Here is a 16,065-nt window from a genome sequence, read left to right as displayed (position 1 = left end):
GCGCCCGGCTTGCGGAGGGCTCTAGACCATCCATGGGTGCCGCCGTCCCGCTCAGCGCGGTGGCCGGCTCTTGGCCGGCGCCTTGCCTGCGGCCGGTGCCTTGGCTGTTGTCTTTGCCGCCGTCTTCCTGGCCGCTGCCTTGGCTGGCGCTTTCGGTGGGGCTTTGGCTGGCGCTTTCGCAGGCGCCTTGGCGGCTCCGGCCGGGGCCTTGGCCGCCGGTGCAGCCGCCTTGCCTGCCTGCGCGGCGAAGGCGCCAGCCTGGGCCGTCATGCGGTCCATGGCGGCCTTGGCGATGTCGCCGGCCATGCCGGTGGCGCGCTGTGCGGCAGCCACGGCCTCGGGGGCCATGGGCTCGGCCATGGCCTTGGCGGCGATCTGCTGGAATTGCTGGGTCAGTGCGCCCCACCATTGCATGGCCTGGCCCATGGCGGCGGCCTGGGCCGGCTCGTCCTTGGGCGCAGAAGCTTCAGGGCCTGAGGCCTTGCTGCCGGCATCCGCGGATGCAGCGGCCGCAGCAGCTGCAGGCGGCTCGGCAGGGGGCTGTGCGGGCGCGGCCTGCGGCTTTTCCTGCTTGCCGGCCTTGCCGGCGGAGGACATGGGCCAGTCCGAGTGGTCGGACTGCCCCGCGCTGGCGGCGCCTTTGCCTGCAGTGGCTGCAGCAGCGGTGGCGGCTGCAGCGGCGGGGAACTGGAAGGCCTGCGCCAGTTCGCCCATGCTGACGTTCATGCCCTGCAGGGTGGACAGCGTCATGCGCTGCACTTCCAGGGCCTGGATGGTGGCGGCCAGCGCCTTGCCATTTTGGTCCAGCCAGAACTGCACGGCCTTGAGTTCGGTGATGCGCTTGTCCACCTCCTCGATGCTCACCGTGGGCGCCACCCATTCGGGCAGGCGCCCCAGGGGCCGGGCCGTGGCCGATCCCGCGCTCTGGGCCAGGCCCTGCAGGAAGTCGAAACCGGGGATGAACTTGCCGAAACCGAAGGAGGACGCGTCACTCATGGCAGCACTCGCTAGGACTGGGTTGGAAGAGCATGCCGGCGAAGGATGCCGGCCATGCTCCCAGCTTAACCCAGGCACACGCCAAGTCCACGGCAAGTCATGCGCATGCGGCTGCGCACAAACCCGGTGCAATGGCGCTGGCTCAGTGCGAATGGCCTGCGTGGCCGCCGCCGTGGCCCGCTGCCGGGGCAGCCGCTGCGCCAGGCGCCATCGCGCGCACGGGGACCTGCAGGCTCAGGCGCGAGGTTTCGCCCTTGGCATCCTTGAACACCAGGGTGATGGGCACCTGGCTGTCCTTGAGCAGCGGGCTCTTGAGCTGCTGCAGCATGACGTGGTAGCCGCCGGGCTTCAGGTCCACGGCCACGCCCTTGGGCAGGTCCAGGCCGTCGATGGCGCGCATGCGCATCACATCGCCTTCCATCTTCATTTCATGCACCTCGGCCACGCCGGCGGCGGGCGACTCCACACCCACCAGGCGCAGCGGCTCCTCGGCCGTCAGGCGCATGAAGGCGCCCGTGGCCTGCTGGCCCGGCACGCTGGCACGCGCCCAGGCGGCGTCGGCCTTGACGTGGGCGGCATCGGCATGGGCATGGGCCAGGCCCATGGACAGGGAGGCGGCGATCAGGAAAGGGGTGGTCCATTGACGCAGTGTCATCACGGTTTCTCCAGAAAATTCAATACGTTGCAGCACGGTCTGTGTGCCTTGCAAAAACAAAAGCCAAGCGAAAGAGGCAGGGATTGAAATGGGGAGTCACCGGGGCGGGGCGCGGGCCTGCGGCAAGGCCGGCATGGCCACGCTGTGGACGGAGGCCGGGTGCGCCCGTGGCTGCGCATCTGCCATCAGCGGTGCCGGGGCCGCACTGCACCGGGCGGGCGGCGGCGCCAGCGGGGGCAGGCACAGCGGGCAGTCGATGCCGTGGCTTCCGGCAAGGGCATTGTCCTGACCGGCCGGCGATGGCACCCAGACCGATTCGCCAGCGGCCGAGCACAGGCGCTCCCAGCCCGAAGCGCGCGCCAGCGGCGCAAACGCCGATGCCAGCGCCACGCACAGCCACAGCCCCAGCACCCAGCGGGCGCAGGCAGCCAAGGTGGAGGGCAGGCGAAGCGGCATGGCGCCATTCTAGGGGTCTGCCCCAGTCGTCATCTCCGGGACCGCGCCATGCCCTGCCCGCCCCTACCATCACAGGCGCGCACCCTCGCCTTCACCACAAACAACCCAAGGAGACACCCATGCTCACCCTGTGCGGATTCGCGGCCAGCAACTACTACAACAAGGTCAAGCTGGCCCTGCTGGAAAAGCAGCTGCCCTTCAACGAGGAACTGGACTGGCTGGGCGAGACCGATATGGCACTGTCGCCGCTGGGCAAGGTGCCGTACCTGCGCATCGACGACGGCCGTGGCCTGTGCGAGTCGGCCGCCATGGTCGAGTACGTGGAGACGCTGTCGCCCTCGCCGGCCCTGCTGCCGGCCGACGCCTTCGAGGCCGCCAAGGTGCGCGAGCTGTGCGTGTACCTGGACCTGCACCTGGAGCTGGTGGCGCGCATCCTCTACCCGCAGGCCTTCTTCGGCGGCCAGGTCAGCGACTCCACCCGGGAGCGCACGCTGGCCCAGCTCGACAAGAACGTGGCGGCCTTCGCCAAGCTCGCGCGTTTCTCACCCTTCGTGGCGGGCGACAGCTTCACGCTGGCCGACTGCTGCGCCATCGTCCACCTGCCCCTGGTCAGCGCAGCCAGCAAGATCGTTGGCGGGCGCGACGTGCTGGCCGACCTGCCCGTGCGCGAGTACCTGACGCGCATGGCCGAGCGGCCCACGGTGCAGCAGGTCAATGCCGACCGCAAGACCAATACGGCGCTGATGATGTCCCGCTACGCCAGCGACAAGACCCCGGCCTGAGCCGCCGCCCTGCCCGCCTCAGTCCTGCAGCCAGCGCAGCAGCCCGCTGGCGCGCTGCGTGGGGCTGCCAACGGCCGAGGCCAGCAGGCCCGGCACCTCGGAGAACAGCGAGAAGGCCTGGCGGGCGCGCGTGATGCCGGTGTAGACCAGCTCGCGCCCCAGCACGCTGCCGCCGCGCGAGGGCAGCACCAGGGCCGTGTGCTCGAACTCCGAGCCCTGGCTTTTGTGCACCGTCATGGCGAAGGCAGTCTCCACATGGGCCAGGCGGCTGACACCGACCGAGCGCAGCTCGTCACCCTGCAGGAAGTACACGCGCAGCGGCTGCCCGGGCCCACCCTGCGGGGCCCCCTGTGACCCGCCCTGCGACCCACCCGGCAGCGCAATGCCGATGTCGCCGTTGAACACGCCCAGTTGCGCATCGTTGCGCGTGACCATGACGGGCCGGCCCGCATACCATTCGCCGCTGCGGCGGATCGCGCCCTGCGCTTCCAGGGCCTGCTCCACCGCCCGGTTGAGGCCGGACACGCCCCAGTCCCCCTCGCGCACGGCGCACAGCAGCCGGAAGCGCTCGAAGGCCTGCAGCACATCGACCACCCAGGCCCGGTGCGCGGCCTCGTAGCCGCCGTCCGCAGCCGGCCTGTTTTGCAGCGCCCTGGCATACAGCGCATAGCTGGCCAGGCCGCCGCGCCCGCGCACGGCCAGTTCGGTCACGGCCTGCACGCCGCCCTGGCGTTCCCAGAGTTCGGAGTGCGTACCGCCTTGCGTGCCGGCATCGAGCAAGGCCTGGGCCTGCGCGGCGTGGCCGGCATTCACGGCGCGAGCCAACTGGCCGATGGGGCCACCGAAGCGCCGGCTTTCGCGCAGCATGACGGTGTGCTGCGCAAGAGCCGGAGGCCGGTCGCCTGCCGGCGCCGCGAACTGCGGCGGCACCGCCTGGCCAGCCACGCGCAGCGCATAGTCCAGCGTGTCCGGCAGGTAGCGTCCGGCCTGGGCATCGCGGCACAGGTCGCCCAGCACGGCGCCCGCCTCCACCGAGGCCAGCTGGTCCTTGTCGCCCAGCAGCACCAGGCGGGCGCCGGACGGCAGTGCCTCCAGCAGCGCCGCCATCATCTCCAGGTGGACCATGGAGGCCTCATCGACGATGAGCACGTCCACGTCCAGCTGCCGGCCCGCATGGAATCCCCAGTGCCGTGTATCGGGCCGCGCGCCCAGCATGGAGTGCAGGGTGCGCGCCGCGCCCATGCGCTGCACCAGGCCCGCCAGGTCGATCTCGCCGCCCATGCTGCCCTGCAATTGCAGCAAGGCTCCGTCGATCGATTGCTTCAGGCGCGCGGCCGCCTTGCCCGTGGGCGCGGCCAGGGCCACGCGCAGCTGGCCGGCGTCGGGCGCCGTGGCAAACAGCAGGGCCAGCAGCCGCGCGGCGGTATAGGTCTTGCCGGTGCCGGGGCCGCCCGTGATCACCGACAGCCGGCCGCGCAGCGCCAGCGCGCAGGCCAGCTTCTGCCAGTCCACGGGGCCGCCCTCCGCCGCAGGCGGGAACAGGCGGTCCAGCCATCGCCGGGCCTGAGCTTCGTCCAGCGGCTGGCCGGCCACGGCCTGCGCCGCCGTGCGCTGGATGACATGGGTGGCCACGGCGCGCTCGTAGTCCCAGTAGCGGCGCAGGTACAGCAGAGGCGCGGGGCCGTCGGCACCGGCCAGCACCAGGGGCTGGCCAAGGTCCTCGCCGCCATCCTGGCCCGCGTCGCCGATCACACGCACCACGGGGCTGGCACCCAGCGCCGCCACCCAGCCGGACAGGCGCGCGGGCAGCATCTGCCACAGGGCCTGCTGCGCGGGCAGCGCCTCGGCGGGCCAGGCCAGCACGTCGTTGGGGTGGCCGGCCAGCGGCGCCAGGGGCAGGCAGCTGTGGCCGCGCCCCTCCATCTGCGCCAGCAGTGCGGCGGCCACCAGCAAGGCGGGCCCGGCCTGCGCATCCTGCCCGGCGACGAAGGAGGCCAGCGCCGCATCCAGGCGCCGCAGCAGGCCGGCATCGGCCCAGCGGCGCAGCAGGGCCAGCACTTCATTGGTGTCTGGCGGCACGGCGCCCGGCGGTTTGCCGCCCAGCGATGCGTCGCCCGGCGGTTCGCCGCCCGGCGAGTCGTCGCCCGGCCGTTCGTCGAACAGGTCCAGCGTGGCCGTATCGACGGTCCGCGAACGGGGGCGCGGGCTCATGGCGGCTCCTGCATATCGGCGCGGCCGGGGCCGAGCAGTTCATCGAGCGCATCGAGCAGGGGCAGCTCGGGCGCCATGGCATGCATGCCACCGGCCGGGCCATCGATGCCGCGCAGAAAGTAGTACAGCGCGCCGCCCAGCTGGCGCTGCGGCTCGTAGGCCGTGCCCAGGCGGCTGCGCAGCAGCCGGTGCAGGGCCAGCAGGTAGAGCGCGGCCTGCACGTCGTAGCGGTGGTGGAGCATGGCGCGGGCCAGGGCCTCCTGCCCGTAGGCGGCGCCGTCCGGGCCCAGGTGGTTGCTCTTGTAGTCAAGCACCCAGTAGCGGCCCTCGTGGCAGAACACCAGGTCGGCAAAGCCCATGAGCATGCCGTGCAGCGAGCGCTGGGGCAGCGCGGGCCGCTCCTGCCCCGGCAGGATGAAGCGCCGGCACAGCTGGTCGATGCGCTCGGCCGGCAGCTGGCGCGCGGGCAGCCAGAACTCCATCTCGGACAGTTGCGGGCCCAGCGTGGCCAGCGTCACATCCAGCGGCGCCAGCGGCTGGTGGACCACGGCCGTGAGCCAGGCCAGCAGGTCGCGCGCCTGCTCGCCACGGCCCGCGCGCTCGCAGCGGCGCACCAGGCGATCAGCGAGCGCACCCTGGCCGTCCACGGGCAGGGCAAAGTCTTCGCCGCCCAGCCATTCCAGCTGGTCGTGCACGAAGTTGCCGACCACGGGGCCGCGCAGAAAGCGGTGCCAGACCGCAGGCCCAGCGGCCGGTCCATCCTGCAGGGGCTGCAGGCCCGCCAGGCCGGCAATGTCCGCCAGTTCCGGCGATGGTGGCGGCTCCAGCGCCTGCTCATCCTCGGCCGGGCGCTGCACGGCCACGGGCAGCACGGGCAGGCTGGGCGCGGCCATGGCGCGCACCAGGGCCGAGAAGCTGCCGATGCCCCAGCGGGTGTCGAAGCGCGCGTCGTAGGCCGGGGCATCGTGCAGCGGGGTGGCGCCGGCCGGGGGCTGCCAGCGCGTGCGCTGCAGTGGCCCGGCATCCAGGTCGCGCCAGGCCATGTGCGGGTCTTCGCCGCACAGCTGCTGCAGGCCGTCGCGCCAGCCCTGGGCCGAGCGCGGCTCGGTGCCGCCCAGCAGGTAGCCGGCTGCGCCCTGCTCGTTCACGCAGGCCTTGCCGTTGCCGCGCTTGAGCGGGGCCAGGCCCAGCCACAGCGCATGGCGCGGGCGGGTAAGCGCCACATAGAACAGGCGCAGGTCCTCGCGCAGCCGCTCGCGGTCGGCCTGGGCCAGCTCCTCGTCGCTGAAGTCCAGCAGCAATCGGCGGGCCGGAGCCGCGTCGTCTTGCGACTCGTCCTGCGCGGACAGGGTCAGGAACGGCGTTCTGGCCCGTTCCATGGGGCGGAAGCTGCCCGCAAACGGCAGGCAGACCAGCGGGTATTCCAGGCCCTTGCTCTTGTGCACGGTGACGAGCTTGACCAGGTCGGCATCGCTTTCCAGGCGCACCACCTGCTCTTCGCTGCCGCTGCCCGGCGTCTCGATCTGGGTGGCCAGCCAGCGGATCAGGGCCTGCTCGCCCTCCAGCTGGGCGCTGGCGGTCTGCAGCAGCTCGGCCAGGTGCAGGTAGTTGGTCAGGCGCCGCTCGCCGCCCATGGCCGGGTCCTGCAGCCAGCGTACGGGCAGGTCCAGCCGGTACAGGGTCTGGCGCAGCATGGCCAGCACGCCCAGGCGCAGCCAGATGCTGTGCAGTTCGCGCAGCTGCTCGCTGCGCACGTCAAAGGCTTCCTCGTCGGCGGCCAGCCAGGCCAGCTCGTCCAGCGACAGGCCGATGAGCCGCGTGGCCAGGCCCGCGCGCACGGCCTGGGCATCCAGCGGCGCGGCGACGGCGCGCAGCCAGTACAGCAGGTCATGGGCCTCGTCGCTGGCGAACACCGAATCCTGGTCCGAAAGGTAGACCGAGGCCACGGCGCGCGCCTGCAGTTCTCGGCGCACGGCGGCCGCCTCCCGGCCCGTGCGCACCAGCACGGCGATGTCGGCAGGCCGCAGGCGCACAAGGCGGCCATCGGGCTGCACAAAGCCGGCCTGCGGGTCGGCCAGCCACTGCACGATCTGCTCGGCGCAATGGGCCGCAAAGCGGCGCCGCACCTCGTCGGCCGACAAAGGCAGGGGGATGCCGGTGTCCTCGTCGCGGCCCGCACTCCAGGCCACGGTGAGAGCGGGCATGGCGCCGTCGCGCGTGTGCAGCAGCTCGCGCCGGCCCTGGGCGGCCACGGGCTCGAACGGCAGCGGGTTGTGGCTGCCGCGCCGGAACATGAAGGCGCCCTCGCCCGGCCGCTGCTCGGCCTGCGCGAACCAATGGTTGACGGCGCCCACCAGCGCCTGGGTAGAGCGGTAGTTGGTGCCCAGCACGTAGTGGCGGCCCTCGGTGGCGCGGCGCGCCTGCAGGTAGCTGTGGATGTCGGCGCCGCGAAAGCCGTAGATGGACTGCTTGGGGTCGCCGATCAGCAGCAGGGCGCTGTTCGGGTCGTTGGCCGCCGTGCGGTAGATCTGGTCGAACAGGCGGTACTGCAGCGGCGAGGTGTCCTGGAATTCATCGATCAGCGCCACCGGGTACTGGGCCAGGATGCGCTCGCGCAGCACGGCGCCGTTGTCGCCGGCCAGGGCCGTGTCCAGGCGCTGCAGCATGTCGGCAAAGCCGAAGCTGCCGGCCTGGCGCTTGAGGTGGGCCAGCCGCTGCGCCACGCGCGCGGCCGCATGCAGGCGCACGGCCACGCTGACGGGCGGCAATTGCTCCAGTTGCACCAGCAGCGCCTGCAGCTCGGCCAGCTCCAGCGGCATGAGCACATCGCCGGCCGATCCCTTGAAGGCCTCGGCCAGGCCCTCGGGGCTGAGGCGGTGGCGCGCGGCCTCGGTCAGCGCCAGCGGGCCGTCCAGCGGCGCGCGCGACCAGTCGGCCAGCGCGGCCAGCCAGCCGGTGTAGCGCGCGGGCTGCAGCTTGCGCTTGTCCCACAGCGCGCCATGGCCGTCGAGCTGTCCATCCAGCCACCGCTGCAGGCGCTGTGCCTTGTCGTCCCAGCCGGCCGCCAGGGCCAGCAGGCGGCTGCGGCGCTGCTCCATGGCGCGCTGCAGGCAGTCGGCCAGGCTGCCCTCGCCCGCGCCGGGCACGGGGGGCTCGCGCAGCAGGGCGCGCATGTCATCGACCAGGGCGCCGACGTGGGGCCAGATCTTCAGGACCTCATCCAGCAACTCGTCGGACAGCGGGTAGCACTGCTGGCGCCAGTAGTCCTGCGCGGCCTCGGTCTGGCGCTGGCTTTCGTCGGGCTCCAGCGTTTCGTCGAAGAGGTTGCCGCTGTCGAAGGCATGCTCGCGCAGCATGCGCTGGCACCAGGCGTCGATGGTGTGGATGGCCGCGTCGTCCATGCATTCGGCCGCCATGGCCAGGCGCCAGGCCGCGCGTTCACGGGCCGCGCCTTCGGGGTAGGCCTCGCGCAGCGCGTGCAGGAAGCCGTCGTGGGGCGCGGGCTCGGCCTCGTCGCGAAAGCACTGCACGGCCTCGATCAGGCGCTTGCGTATGCGGTCGGACAGCTCGCGCGTGGCCGCGCGCGTGAAGGTCATGACGAGGATGTCAGGCGGCATCAGCGGGCGCTCGAAGGCCGTGCTGCTGATGCCGTCCAGGCTGCCCTCGCCATGCCCCAGCACCAGGCGCAGGTAGAGCGCGGCGATGGTCCAGGTCTTGCCGGTGCCGGCGCTGGCCTCGATCAGGCGGCTGCCCCACAGAGGGAAGCGCTGTGCGTCGAGCACATGGCTGGTCACGTCGCCGTCCACATCGGCGTCCACATCGCCGGTCACGGCGCCGATCATTTCGCTCGCGCTCATTGCGCCTCCCCCTGGTACGGCAGGACCTGCACCTGCGCGGCCACCCAGTCGAGCAGCGGCGCGTGGGCGGCATGGGCCAGGGCCTCGAAACGGCCATCGGCGCTCAGCTGTTCGAAGTCCGGGTAGCAGCGGGCCCAGGACGGGTCCTCGCCTTCGCCGCCGACCAGATGGCCGCCCTCATAGGCCTGCTGTGCCGCAGCGGGAAAGCCTTCGGCCATGGCCAGGCCGCTGCGCAGCGGCAGGGGCAGCGGGCCGTTCTGGCCTTCGCGCCACAGGGCCATCAATTCACGCAGCCGTGCCAGCGCGTCGGAGGGGTCCATGGGCAGGACCTGCACCAGGCCGTCGCGCGCCACCACGCGCAACTCGGCCTGCGAGCCGCTGGCAGCCAGCGCCAGGCTGCGCAGGTAGACCGGCATGAGTTTGTCGGCATGGGGCCTGCCCTTGGCATTGAGCAGGTTGCGCGGGTCCAGCAGCAGCCAGCACTGTGCGTCGTCCGCATCGGGGGACTCTTCGGTTTCGCAGGACTGGCGCAGCCCGTCGATCCAGTCGTCGAACACCAGGCCATCGTCCTCGATCAGCAGCCGCCTGCGCGGCGCGGGATGGGCATACCGATCCAGTTGCTGGCGCCAGGCCCGCAGCGAAGGCGTGACCGAGGACTGCAGCGCCCGCGCGCCGCGCTCGCCCAGCCCCGCCAGCGGCAGCCGCCCCGAGCGCGTGAGGCGCGCCACGGCCGCTCGCACGCTGTCTTCCATGGCCTGGGGCGCCTGCCCGGGCTCGTCCAGGCCGGCCGCCACCTGCTGCTGCAACTGCTGCACCAGCAGGTATTCGGTCAGGCCGTCGAGCTGGAACAGCTCCTCGTCCACCACGGGGTTGTCCTCCTGCTCGAAGCGCACCTGCAGGCGCTGGCGCAGGTAGGCGCGCGCCGGGTGGCGCAGGAAATCGGTGAGCCGGGCCAGCGTCAGCGGTGCCGAGGCGTCGGGGACAAAGGGCGGGCGCGGCTGCGCGGGCAGCGGAGGCAACGCGTCCGTGCCGTCCGACTGCGCATGCGCGGCCCGCCATTCGCGCGCATAGGTGGTCCAGGGCGAGCCTTCTTCGAAATAGCGGCGACTGAAGGGCTGCAGCGGATGCTGCTGCGTGCGCTGCGCCAGCAGCGGCTGGCCGCCTTCGCCGCGCCAACCTGTCTCCAGGTAGTCGCGCAGCTGGGAGACCAGGACCGAGGGCGGCTGCTCGCTGTTGTCGCGCACATGGTGGCCGGTCCAGCTGATGTAGAGCGCGCGGCGTGCGGACAGCAGGGCTTCGAGCATGAGCTGGCGGTCATCGTCGCGGCGCGCGCGGTCGCCGGGGCGCTGCTGGCCGGGCAGCGCCATCAGGTCGAAGTCGCTGCGCGTGGCGCGGCGCGGATAGTCGCCATCGTTCATGCCCAGCAGGCAGACCACCTCGAAGGGAATGGCCCGCATGGGCATCAGCGTGCAAAAGGTCACGCCACCGGCGCGAAAGCGCTGCGACAGCGAGGGCTGCTCCAGCGCCTGCATCCAGGCCTCCTGGGCCACGCCCAGTTCCACGGCGTCCGCATAGCCGGCCTGCTCGCAGGCGCGCTGCCAGTCCGTGAGGGCGGCGTCCAGCGCGGCCAGCATGGCCTCGTCCTCATCGTCCTGCGCCTTGAAGAAGTCCTGCAGCAGTGCGCGAAAGCGCTGCGCCCAGACCTCGGGCGTGGCGGGCCGCCCGGCCTCGCGCCACCAGGCCAGCATGCGCTCCAGCAGCGCAGCCAGCACGCCGGCCAGCTCGGCCGACAGGCCGCCCACTTCGTCATAGGGCTCGATGCCGCCAAAGGCCTGGCCGTCCTGCGCCACGCCGCCGGCATAGCCCAGCAGCATGCGCTGCAGGCCGAACCAGGCGCTGTTGTGCTCGCCGCAGGCCTGCAGGCCCAGGGCGCCGCGCTGCGGCGCATTGAGTCCCCAGCGGATGCCGGCCCCGGCCATCCAGCGCGTGAGCTGGGGCAGGTCGTCGGCCGCCAGCCCCATGCGCGCGGCAATCGCGGGGACGTCCAGCAGGTCGCACAGCTCGCTGAGCCGGCAGCGCTGCTGGGGCAGGCGCAGCAGCCATTGCAGGGCCACGGCCAGCGGGCTGCTGGCGCGCGCACCCAGGTCGGCGATGTCGAAGGGAATGTGGCGCGGGTCATGGCGGCCGTACTGGCCGAAGACCGCACGTATCGAGGGCGCTGCCGTCTCTATGGACGGCAGCATGACCACCACGTCACGCGGGGCCAGCGGCGCTTGCCCTGGCTGGGCAGGATCCGGTGGCCGGGCCAGCATCTGCAGCAGCTGGTCGTGCAGCACCTCCAGTTCGCGCACCACGCTGTGGGCGCTGTGAAAGACGATGGAACGATCGGCCCGCGCCACCTCCAGCGGCGGGTGCTCGGCCAGCGGCACCAGGTCGCGGATGCGCTGCTGTACCTGGGCCAGCAGCGGCGCGGTGCGCAGGTCCTCGGCATCGGTTTCGTCGAACAGGTCCACGCGCGGCATCTGCAGCTGCGCGGCGGCACCCGTGGTGTCGAAGGCGTCGAGCTGGCGCACATAGTCGCGGCTTTGCCGGCCCCAGGCGGCCAGCAGCGGATGGGCGTGGGCATGCATGGCCTCCAGCGGCAGCTGCGCCAGATCGCGCCCGCCGCGCAGCGGCTGGCGGCGCCGCGCCATGCGCAGCAGCTCGCGCCCGTCGATGGCGTCGGCCCAATGGAAGCGGCAGGGATTGGGCACGGCCAGCAGCACCTGGCTGTGGCGGGCGATGGCCGCCAGGAACTCCAGCAGGCTCAGCGGCAACTGGCTGATGCCGAACACCACCACGCGGCGTGCCAGCGGCGCGGCCGGCGCCTCGCCGGACTGCAGCGCGGCCAGCACCCTGCCCTGCAGGCGCGCGCGCGTGGCGCCGCGCTGGTCCTCGTCCAGCTCGGCCAGCACGGCGCGCCACAGGCGCGGCTGCCACTGCTGGCCTTCGGGCACCGGGGCGTCCGCCACACCAGGGCGCAAGGGCATGGGCAGCACGTCATGCCCGGCCTCCCAGGCATCCAGCCAGTCGGCGCGGTAGATCTGGTATTGGTCGAAAAGGTCGGCTAGGCGCTGGGCCAACTGCAGCAGCCGCTCGGGCTCGCCGGGGCGCAGAAAGCCTGCAATGGGGGCGAACGCCGGGTCATGAAGGCACTGCGGCAGCAGGCGCATGAGCCGCCAGGTCATGGGCGTCTTGTCCAGGGGCGATTCGCGCGGCACGGCCTGGCGGCCCAGCACCTGGCGGTAGCTGCGCCACACAAAGCGCGCAGGCAGTTCCACGCGCGCGGCGGCGCACACGCCCAGCTGCTCGGCCATGCGCATCTTGAACCACTCGGCCATGCCGTTGCTCTGCACCAGCACCACCTCGGGCTCCAGCACATCCAGCGGGTGCGCAGCCAGCCATGCCAGCACCGTGTCGGCCAGCACCTCCGTCTGATTCCCGTGCAGGGCGATCAAGCCCGGCTGCCAATGCGATGCCACCTCTGCGCCCCCGTGCTCCAAGCCATGCGAGCAGCGAGCTTAACGCGGGCAGGGCCTGCCTGCAGGCTGATTACCAGTGCAGGTAGAACATGGCCTTGGCCAGCAGCACGATGGCCAGCACGTGGCAGAACACGCTCAGGTGCAGGCGGTGCGAGCGGCGCCCGCCCAGCACACCGCGCCGGCGCCACCACATGGCCGCCAGGAAATGCCCGAACACGCTGAGCGCCAGCACGATCTTGAGCGCCAGCAGCAGGCCGAAGCTGCTGGCCAGCGGAGCGGCAAAGGCGGCAGCCAATGCCGCGCGGTGCTGCCAGGCCAGCCCCAGCCCCGCGCCGTACAGCACCATCAGCACCCAGGGCATGACGGCGACCGCGCGGTCGCCCAACGCCTGCTCGGTGGCGCGCGCCACGGCAGCGGGCAGGTGGCGGCGCGCTCCGGCCAGCAGCACGACTTCGAAGAACACAGTGCCTGCAAAGGCAATGGCCGCCAGCAGGTGCAGGGTCAGCAGCAGTCCGTAGCTCATGCGCGGCTCCTTTGCGGCAGAGGCAGGGGCAGCGGCAGGGATGCGGGAGCCGGCAGCAGATCGGCCAGCGTGAAGCCGTCCAGATGGGCCATGAAGCTGTCCAGCGCCCCGCCCAGCACGCCGGCCAGCCGGCAGTCCTGCGCAAGCGTGCAGGCAGGCGGGCTGGTGCCCGTGAAGCATTCGACGATGGCAAGGTCCGGCTCCATGCCGCGCACCACGTCGCCCAGGCCGATGTCGGCCGGCGCATGGGCCAGGCGCATGCCGCCGCCCTTGCCCCGCACGGTCACGATCCAGCCGCCCAGCGCCAACTGGTGCGTGACCTTCATGAGGTGGGCTTCGGAGATGGCATGGGCCTGGGCGATCTCGGCAATCGTGCACAGCCGCCCGGGGTGGCGCGCCACATGCATGAGCAGGCGCAGCGCGTAGTCGGTCATCAGGGTCAGGCGCATGGCAGGCCTCCGATCATGCCTGCCGGTCGGCACGCGGGCGCACCAGCAGCGGGGCGAAACGCCACAGGTACAGCGCAAAGGCCAATACCCAGGCTGCGGCCGAGGCATGCAGCGCCGCCAGCGACAGCGCCGTGGGCAGCAGGGCCGCCAGGCGCAGCACGGCAGCGGCAATGACCAGGGCATAGGCGGCGACCATGCTGCGGTCGGTGCGCAGCGGCAGGCCCAGGTGGCCCATCGACGTCCGTGTGCACATGCCGATGATGAGCAGGGCAAAGCCGCCCGCACCGATCACATGCACGGGCCAGGCGGGGCGCAGCACCCAACCGGCCGCATGCGCGCCGGCCACCAGCAGGCCCGCACCCAGCGCCGCGTGGCCCAGGTAGAGAATCCACAGCAGCGGCACGCGGCGCACGGCCTGGGGCTTCCAGGCCAGCACCTGCCACAGGGCGATCAGGCCCGCCACGGCCAGGCCGGCCGCCATGCCAGGCATCCAGCCCGCCAGCAGGCAGGCGATGGCCACCACGCCCGCACCCAGTTGCCACTGGCCGCTGGCCGTGTGCATGGGAATCTGCAGGCCGGCAACGGCGCGCATGGCGAAGAAGGGAATCACGCGCCGCGCGATCAGCAGCGCAATCACGGCCATGCACAGCAGGCCTGCGTTGAAGCGCTGCATGAGCGCGCCGTAGTCGCCTTGCCAGATGGACCACAGGTACAGCGCATCGGCCACGCCCAGGCCCGCCAGCAGCAGGGGCAGCCCGTAGTTGCGCCGGCTGCGCGCGGCATGGATGGCGCGGCCCAACGCCAGCGCGGCCCAGGCAAAGAAGGCGGTATCGCACAGTGCAGCCACGGCAAAGGCCTGCGGCCCGGGCAGCAGAAAGCCCGCACGGGCGATCAGCCACAGCAGGCACAGCGCGCCCAGCGCCCGGCCCTGCAGCGGATTGCGTCCCGTCCAGTTGCTGCCCGCCGTGAACAGAAAGCCTACGGCGATGGTGGCCACGAAGGCCCACAGCATCTCGTGCGCATGCCAGAACACGCCGGGCATGCGACCGGTGATCCTCTGCGGCGCATGGACCCACAGCGCCACCGACAGCGCGGCCCAGAGGCAGCCCAGCAGGTACAGCGGCCGAAATCCCAATTCGAGGAATGCCTTCCATTGCGGCGCCGGCTCCCGGGTTCTCAGGGGTTCCTCCAGCTCCATCCATTGCGCCATGATGTGCACTCCTTCCGGCCCGCTGCGCCTGCATAAGATGCATCCAGCGTACATCTTCAAGTGCACAGGCGAGGCGGCGGCGCAACCACCTTCTGATCCACATCAAGCAGGAGCCAAGCATGGCACTCGAACACGCAAAGCCACTAGAGGTCATCGCCCTGCACGCCCGCGACGGCATGCCCATCAGCACCAGCCTGATCCGAACGCCGAAGCTGCAACTGCTGCGCCTGGTGCTGTCACCGGGCCATGCCCTGCCCAGCCATCAGGTCCCCGGCGAGGCCACCATCCACTGCCTGGCGGGCGAGGCCGGCATCGCCACGCGCGTGGCCAGCCTGCGGCTGGTAGCCGGCTCGGTGGTACTGGTGCCGGCGGGCGAACCCCATGACGTGCACGCCCGGGGCGAACAGGGCTGCGTGCTGCTGGTGACCGTGACAATGCAGCCGCCCCCGCCTGAGTGACTGAAGCGTGTGGCCTGGGCGTGCTGAACAACGGCAGGCTTTTCAGCAGCACAAAGAAAAACGGACCGCTTCTTGCGAAGCAGTCCGTAATTTTTTACTGAATTTGGTGGCCTGGGACGGAATCGAACCGCCGACACAAGGATTTTCAATCCTCTGCTCTACCGACTGAGCTACCGGGCCGAGAACTAGATTATATGCAGGATTTTTTGACCCAAAAACGAAAAAGCCAAAATTCCTTCAAAAAGTCTATCCGCGCTTGTTGCGGCCCAGGTCCACGCCCAGCTGGCGCAGCTTGCGATACAGGTGGGTGCGCTCCAGGCCGGTCTTCTCGGCCACGCGTGTCATGGAGCCGCCTTCGCGTGCCAGGTGGAATTCGAAGTAGGCCTTCTCGAAGCCGTCGCGCGCCTCGCGCAGTGGGCGGTCCAGGTCGAACCCCTGATGTGCATGCGGCACGTTGTTGTCCACCGGCACGCGGCTGGCCGCAGGCGTGACCACGGCCGCAGTGTCCGGCTCGACCACCGCCACGGGCGCTGCAGCCGGTGCCTGGCTGGCGGCGTTGCGCGCCAGGCCCTGCTCCACGGCCTTGAGCAGCTTTTGCATGGTGATGGGTTTTTCGAGGAAGGACAGCGCGCCGATGCGCGTGGCCTCCACGGCCGTCTCGATGGTGGCGTGACCGCTCATCATGATCACGGGCATGGTCAGCAGACCTGCCGAGGCCCATTCCTTGAGCAGCGATACGCCATCGGTGTCGGGCATCCAGATGTCGAGAAGCACGAGGTCGTAGGTGTTGGAGGCGCGCGCCGAGCGTGCCTGACCGGCGTTCTCGGCCACGTCCACACTATGACCTTCGTCGTTGAGGATTTCCGACAACAAATCCCGGATCCCCAGTTCGTCGTCGACCACCAGTATGTTTGCCATGTGTCTTAAGCCTATGTGCTGAGGCGCGG

Annotated in this window: 12 protein-coding genes and 1 tRNA gene; 2 read left to right on the top strand and 11 right to left on the bottom strand. The window is 71.3% G+C overall.

Annotated features, from left to right (window positions below; translation table 11 throughout):
* Positions 1-51 precede the first annotated feature (51 nt).
* The 3 genes from CLV01_RS02720 to CLV01_RS02710 form a co-directional block, all read right to left on the bottom strand.
* The gene (locus tag CLV01_RS02720) at positions 52-996 is read right to left on the bottom strand and encodes a PhaM family polyhydroxyalkanoate granule multifunctional regulatory protein (protein WP_099732447.1); all 945 of its coding nucleotides are present in this window, start codon (positions 994-996) and stop codon (positions 52-54) included.
* Between the two features lie 142 nt (positions 997-1,138).
* A complete protein-coding gene (locus tag CLV01_RS02715) occupies positions 1,139-1,651 on the bottom strand; it encodes a copper chaperone PCu(A)C (protein ID WP_013800288.1) in 513 nt (170 codons plus the stop codon).
* Positions 1,652-1,747: 96 nt separating this feature from the next.
* A complete protein-coding gene (locus CLV01_RS02710; RefSeq protein WP_013800287.1) occupies positions 1,748-2,107 on the bottom strand; it encodes a hypothetical protein in 360 nt (119 codons plus the stop codon).
* Between the two features lie 119 nt (positions 2,108-2,226).
* Here CLV01_RS02710 and CLV01_RS02705 point away from each other — a divergent pair, with 119 nt between their 5' ends.
* Entirely contained in the window at positions 2,227-2,889 is a 663-nt protein-coding gene (locus tag CLV01_RS02705) for a glutathione S-transferase family protein (protein WP_099732448.1), read from the top strand.
* A gap of 18 nt (positions 2,890-2,907) precedes the next feature.
* Here the strand turns inward: CLV01_RS02705 and recD are convergent, their stop codons facing one another.
* The 6 genes from recD to CLV01_RS02675 form a co-directional block, all read right to left on the bottom strand.
* Entirely contained in the window at positions 2,908-5,100 is a 2,193-nt protein-coding gene (recD, locus tag CLV01_RS02700) for an exodeoxyribonuclease V subunit alpha (RefSeq protein WP_099732449.1), read from the bottom strand.
* Positions 5,097-8,957: an exodeoxyribonuclease V subunit beta gene (recB, locus tag CLV01_RS02695; protein ID WP_099732450.1), complete on the bottom strand. Its 3,861-nt coding sequence runs from the start codon at positions 8,955-8,957 to the stop codon at positions 5,097-5,099. Before recB ends, recD begins: the two co-directional genes overlap by 4 nt.
* Entirely contained in the window at positions 8,954-12,478 is a 3,525-nt protein-coding gene (gene recC, locus CLV01_RS02690) for an exodeoxyribonuclease V subunit gamma (RefSeq protein ID WP_099732451.1), read from the bottom strand. Before recC ends, recB begins: the two co-directional genes overlap by 4 nt.
* A gap of 70 nt (positions 12,479-12,548) precedes the next feature.
* Positions 12,549-13,001, bottom strand: coding sequence for a CopD family copper resistance protein (locus CLV01_RS02685; RefSeq protein ID WP_013800282.1), 453 nt, complete (start codon positions 12,999-13,001; stop codon positions 12,549-12,551).
* Positions 12,998-13,450, bottom strand: a complete 453-nt coding sequence (locus CLV01_RS02680) for an RrF2 family transcriptional regulator (RefSeq protein WP_034397924.1) — start codon at positions 13,448-13,450, stop codon at positions 12,998-13,000. Before CLV01_RS02680 ends, CLV01_RS02685 begins: the two co-directional genes overlap by 4 nt.
* A gap of 13 nt (positions 13,451-13,463) precedes the next feature.
* Positions 13,464-14,660, bottom strand: a complete 1,197-nt coding sequence (locus CLV01_RS02675; protein WP_034399107.1) for an NnrS family protein — start codon at positions 14,658-14,660, stop codon at positions 13,464-13,466.
* A 119-nt stretch (positions 14,661-14,779) separates the two neighbouring features.
* Between CLV01_RS02675 and CLV01_RS02670 the strand changes: the two genes are divergently transcribed.
* Positions 14,780-15,118: a cupin domain-containing protein gene (locus CLV01_RS02670; protein WP_099732452.1), complete on the top strand. Its 339-nt coding sequence runs from the start codon at positions 14,780-14,782 to the stop codon at positions 15,116-15,118.
* 104 nt (positions 15,119-15,222) lie between these two features.
* Here CLV01_RS02670 and CLV01_RS02665 read toward each other — a convergent pair.
* Positions 15,223-15,298: transfer RNA gene (locus tag CLV01_RS02665), tRNA-Phe, on the bottom strand.
* A gap of 66 nt (positions 15,299-15,364) precedes the next feature.
* On the bottom strand, positions 15,365-16,036 hold the full coding sequence (locus CLV01_RS02660) for a response regulator (RefSeq protein ID WP_012202448.1): 672 nt from the start codon (positions 16,034-16,036) through the stop codon (positions 15,365-15,367).
* Between the last annotated feature and the right edge of the window lie 29 nt (positions 16,037-16,065).

This window comes from Delftia sp. 60 (genome assembly GCF_002754395.1).
Taxonomy (GTDB): domain Bacteria; phylum Pseudomonadota; class Gammaproteobacteria; order Burkholderiales; family Burkholderiaceae_C; genus Comamonas; species Comamonas acidovorans.
The sequence above is the reverse complement of the archived record's forward strand: the minus strand, read 5'-3'. Positions and strand labels throughout refer to the sequence as shown.

Excerpts from the sequence above, each read along its gene's own strand:
- CLV01_RS02720 (WP_099732447.1), bottom strand. The coding sequence starts at position 996 with ATGAGTGACGCGTCCTCCTTCGGTTTCGGCAAGTTCATCCCCGGTTTC.
- CLV01_RS02715 (WP_013800288.1), bottom strand. The coding sequence starts at position 1,651 with ATGACACTGCGTCAATGGACCACCCCTTTCCTGATCGCCGCCTCCCTG.
- CLV01_RS02710 (WP_013800287.1), bottom strand. The coding sequence starts at position 2,107 with ATGCCGCTTCGCCTGCCCTCCACCTTGGCTGCCTGCGCCCGCTGGGTG.
- CLV01_RS02705 (WP_099732448.1), top strand. The coding sequence starts at position 2,227 with ATGCTCACCCTGTGCGGATTCGCGGCCAGCAACTACTACAACAAGGTC.
- recD (WP_099732449.1), bottom strand. The coding sequence starts at position 5,100 with ATGAGCCCGCGCCCCCGTTCGCGGACCGTCGATACGGCCACGCTGGAC.
- recB (WP_099732450.1), bottom strand. The coding sequence starts at position 8,957 with ATGAGCGCGAGCGAAATGATCGGCGCCGTGACCGGCGATGTGGACGCC.
- CLV01_RS02685 (WP_013800282.1), bottom strand. The coding sequence starts at position 13,001 with ATGAGCTACGGACTGCTGCTGACCCTGCACCTGCTGGCGGCCATTGCC.
- CLV01_RS02680 (WP_034397924.1), bottom strand. The coding sequence starts at position 13,450 with ATGCGCCTGACCCTGATGACCGACTACGCGCTGCGCCTGCTCATGCAT.
- CLV01_RS02675 (WP_034399107.1), bottom strand. The coding sequence starts at position 14,660 with ATGGCGCAATGGATGGAGCTGGAGGAACCCCTGAGAACCCGGGAGCCG.
- CLV01_RS02670 (WP_099732452.1), top strand. The coding sequence starts at position 14,780 with ATGGCACTCGAACACGCAAAGCCACTAGAGGTCATCGCCCTGCACGCC.
- CLV01_RS02660 (WP_012202448.1), bottom strand. The coding sequence starts at position 16,036 with ATGGCAAACATACTGGTGGTCGACGACGAACTGGGGATCCGGGATTTG.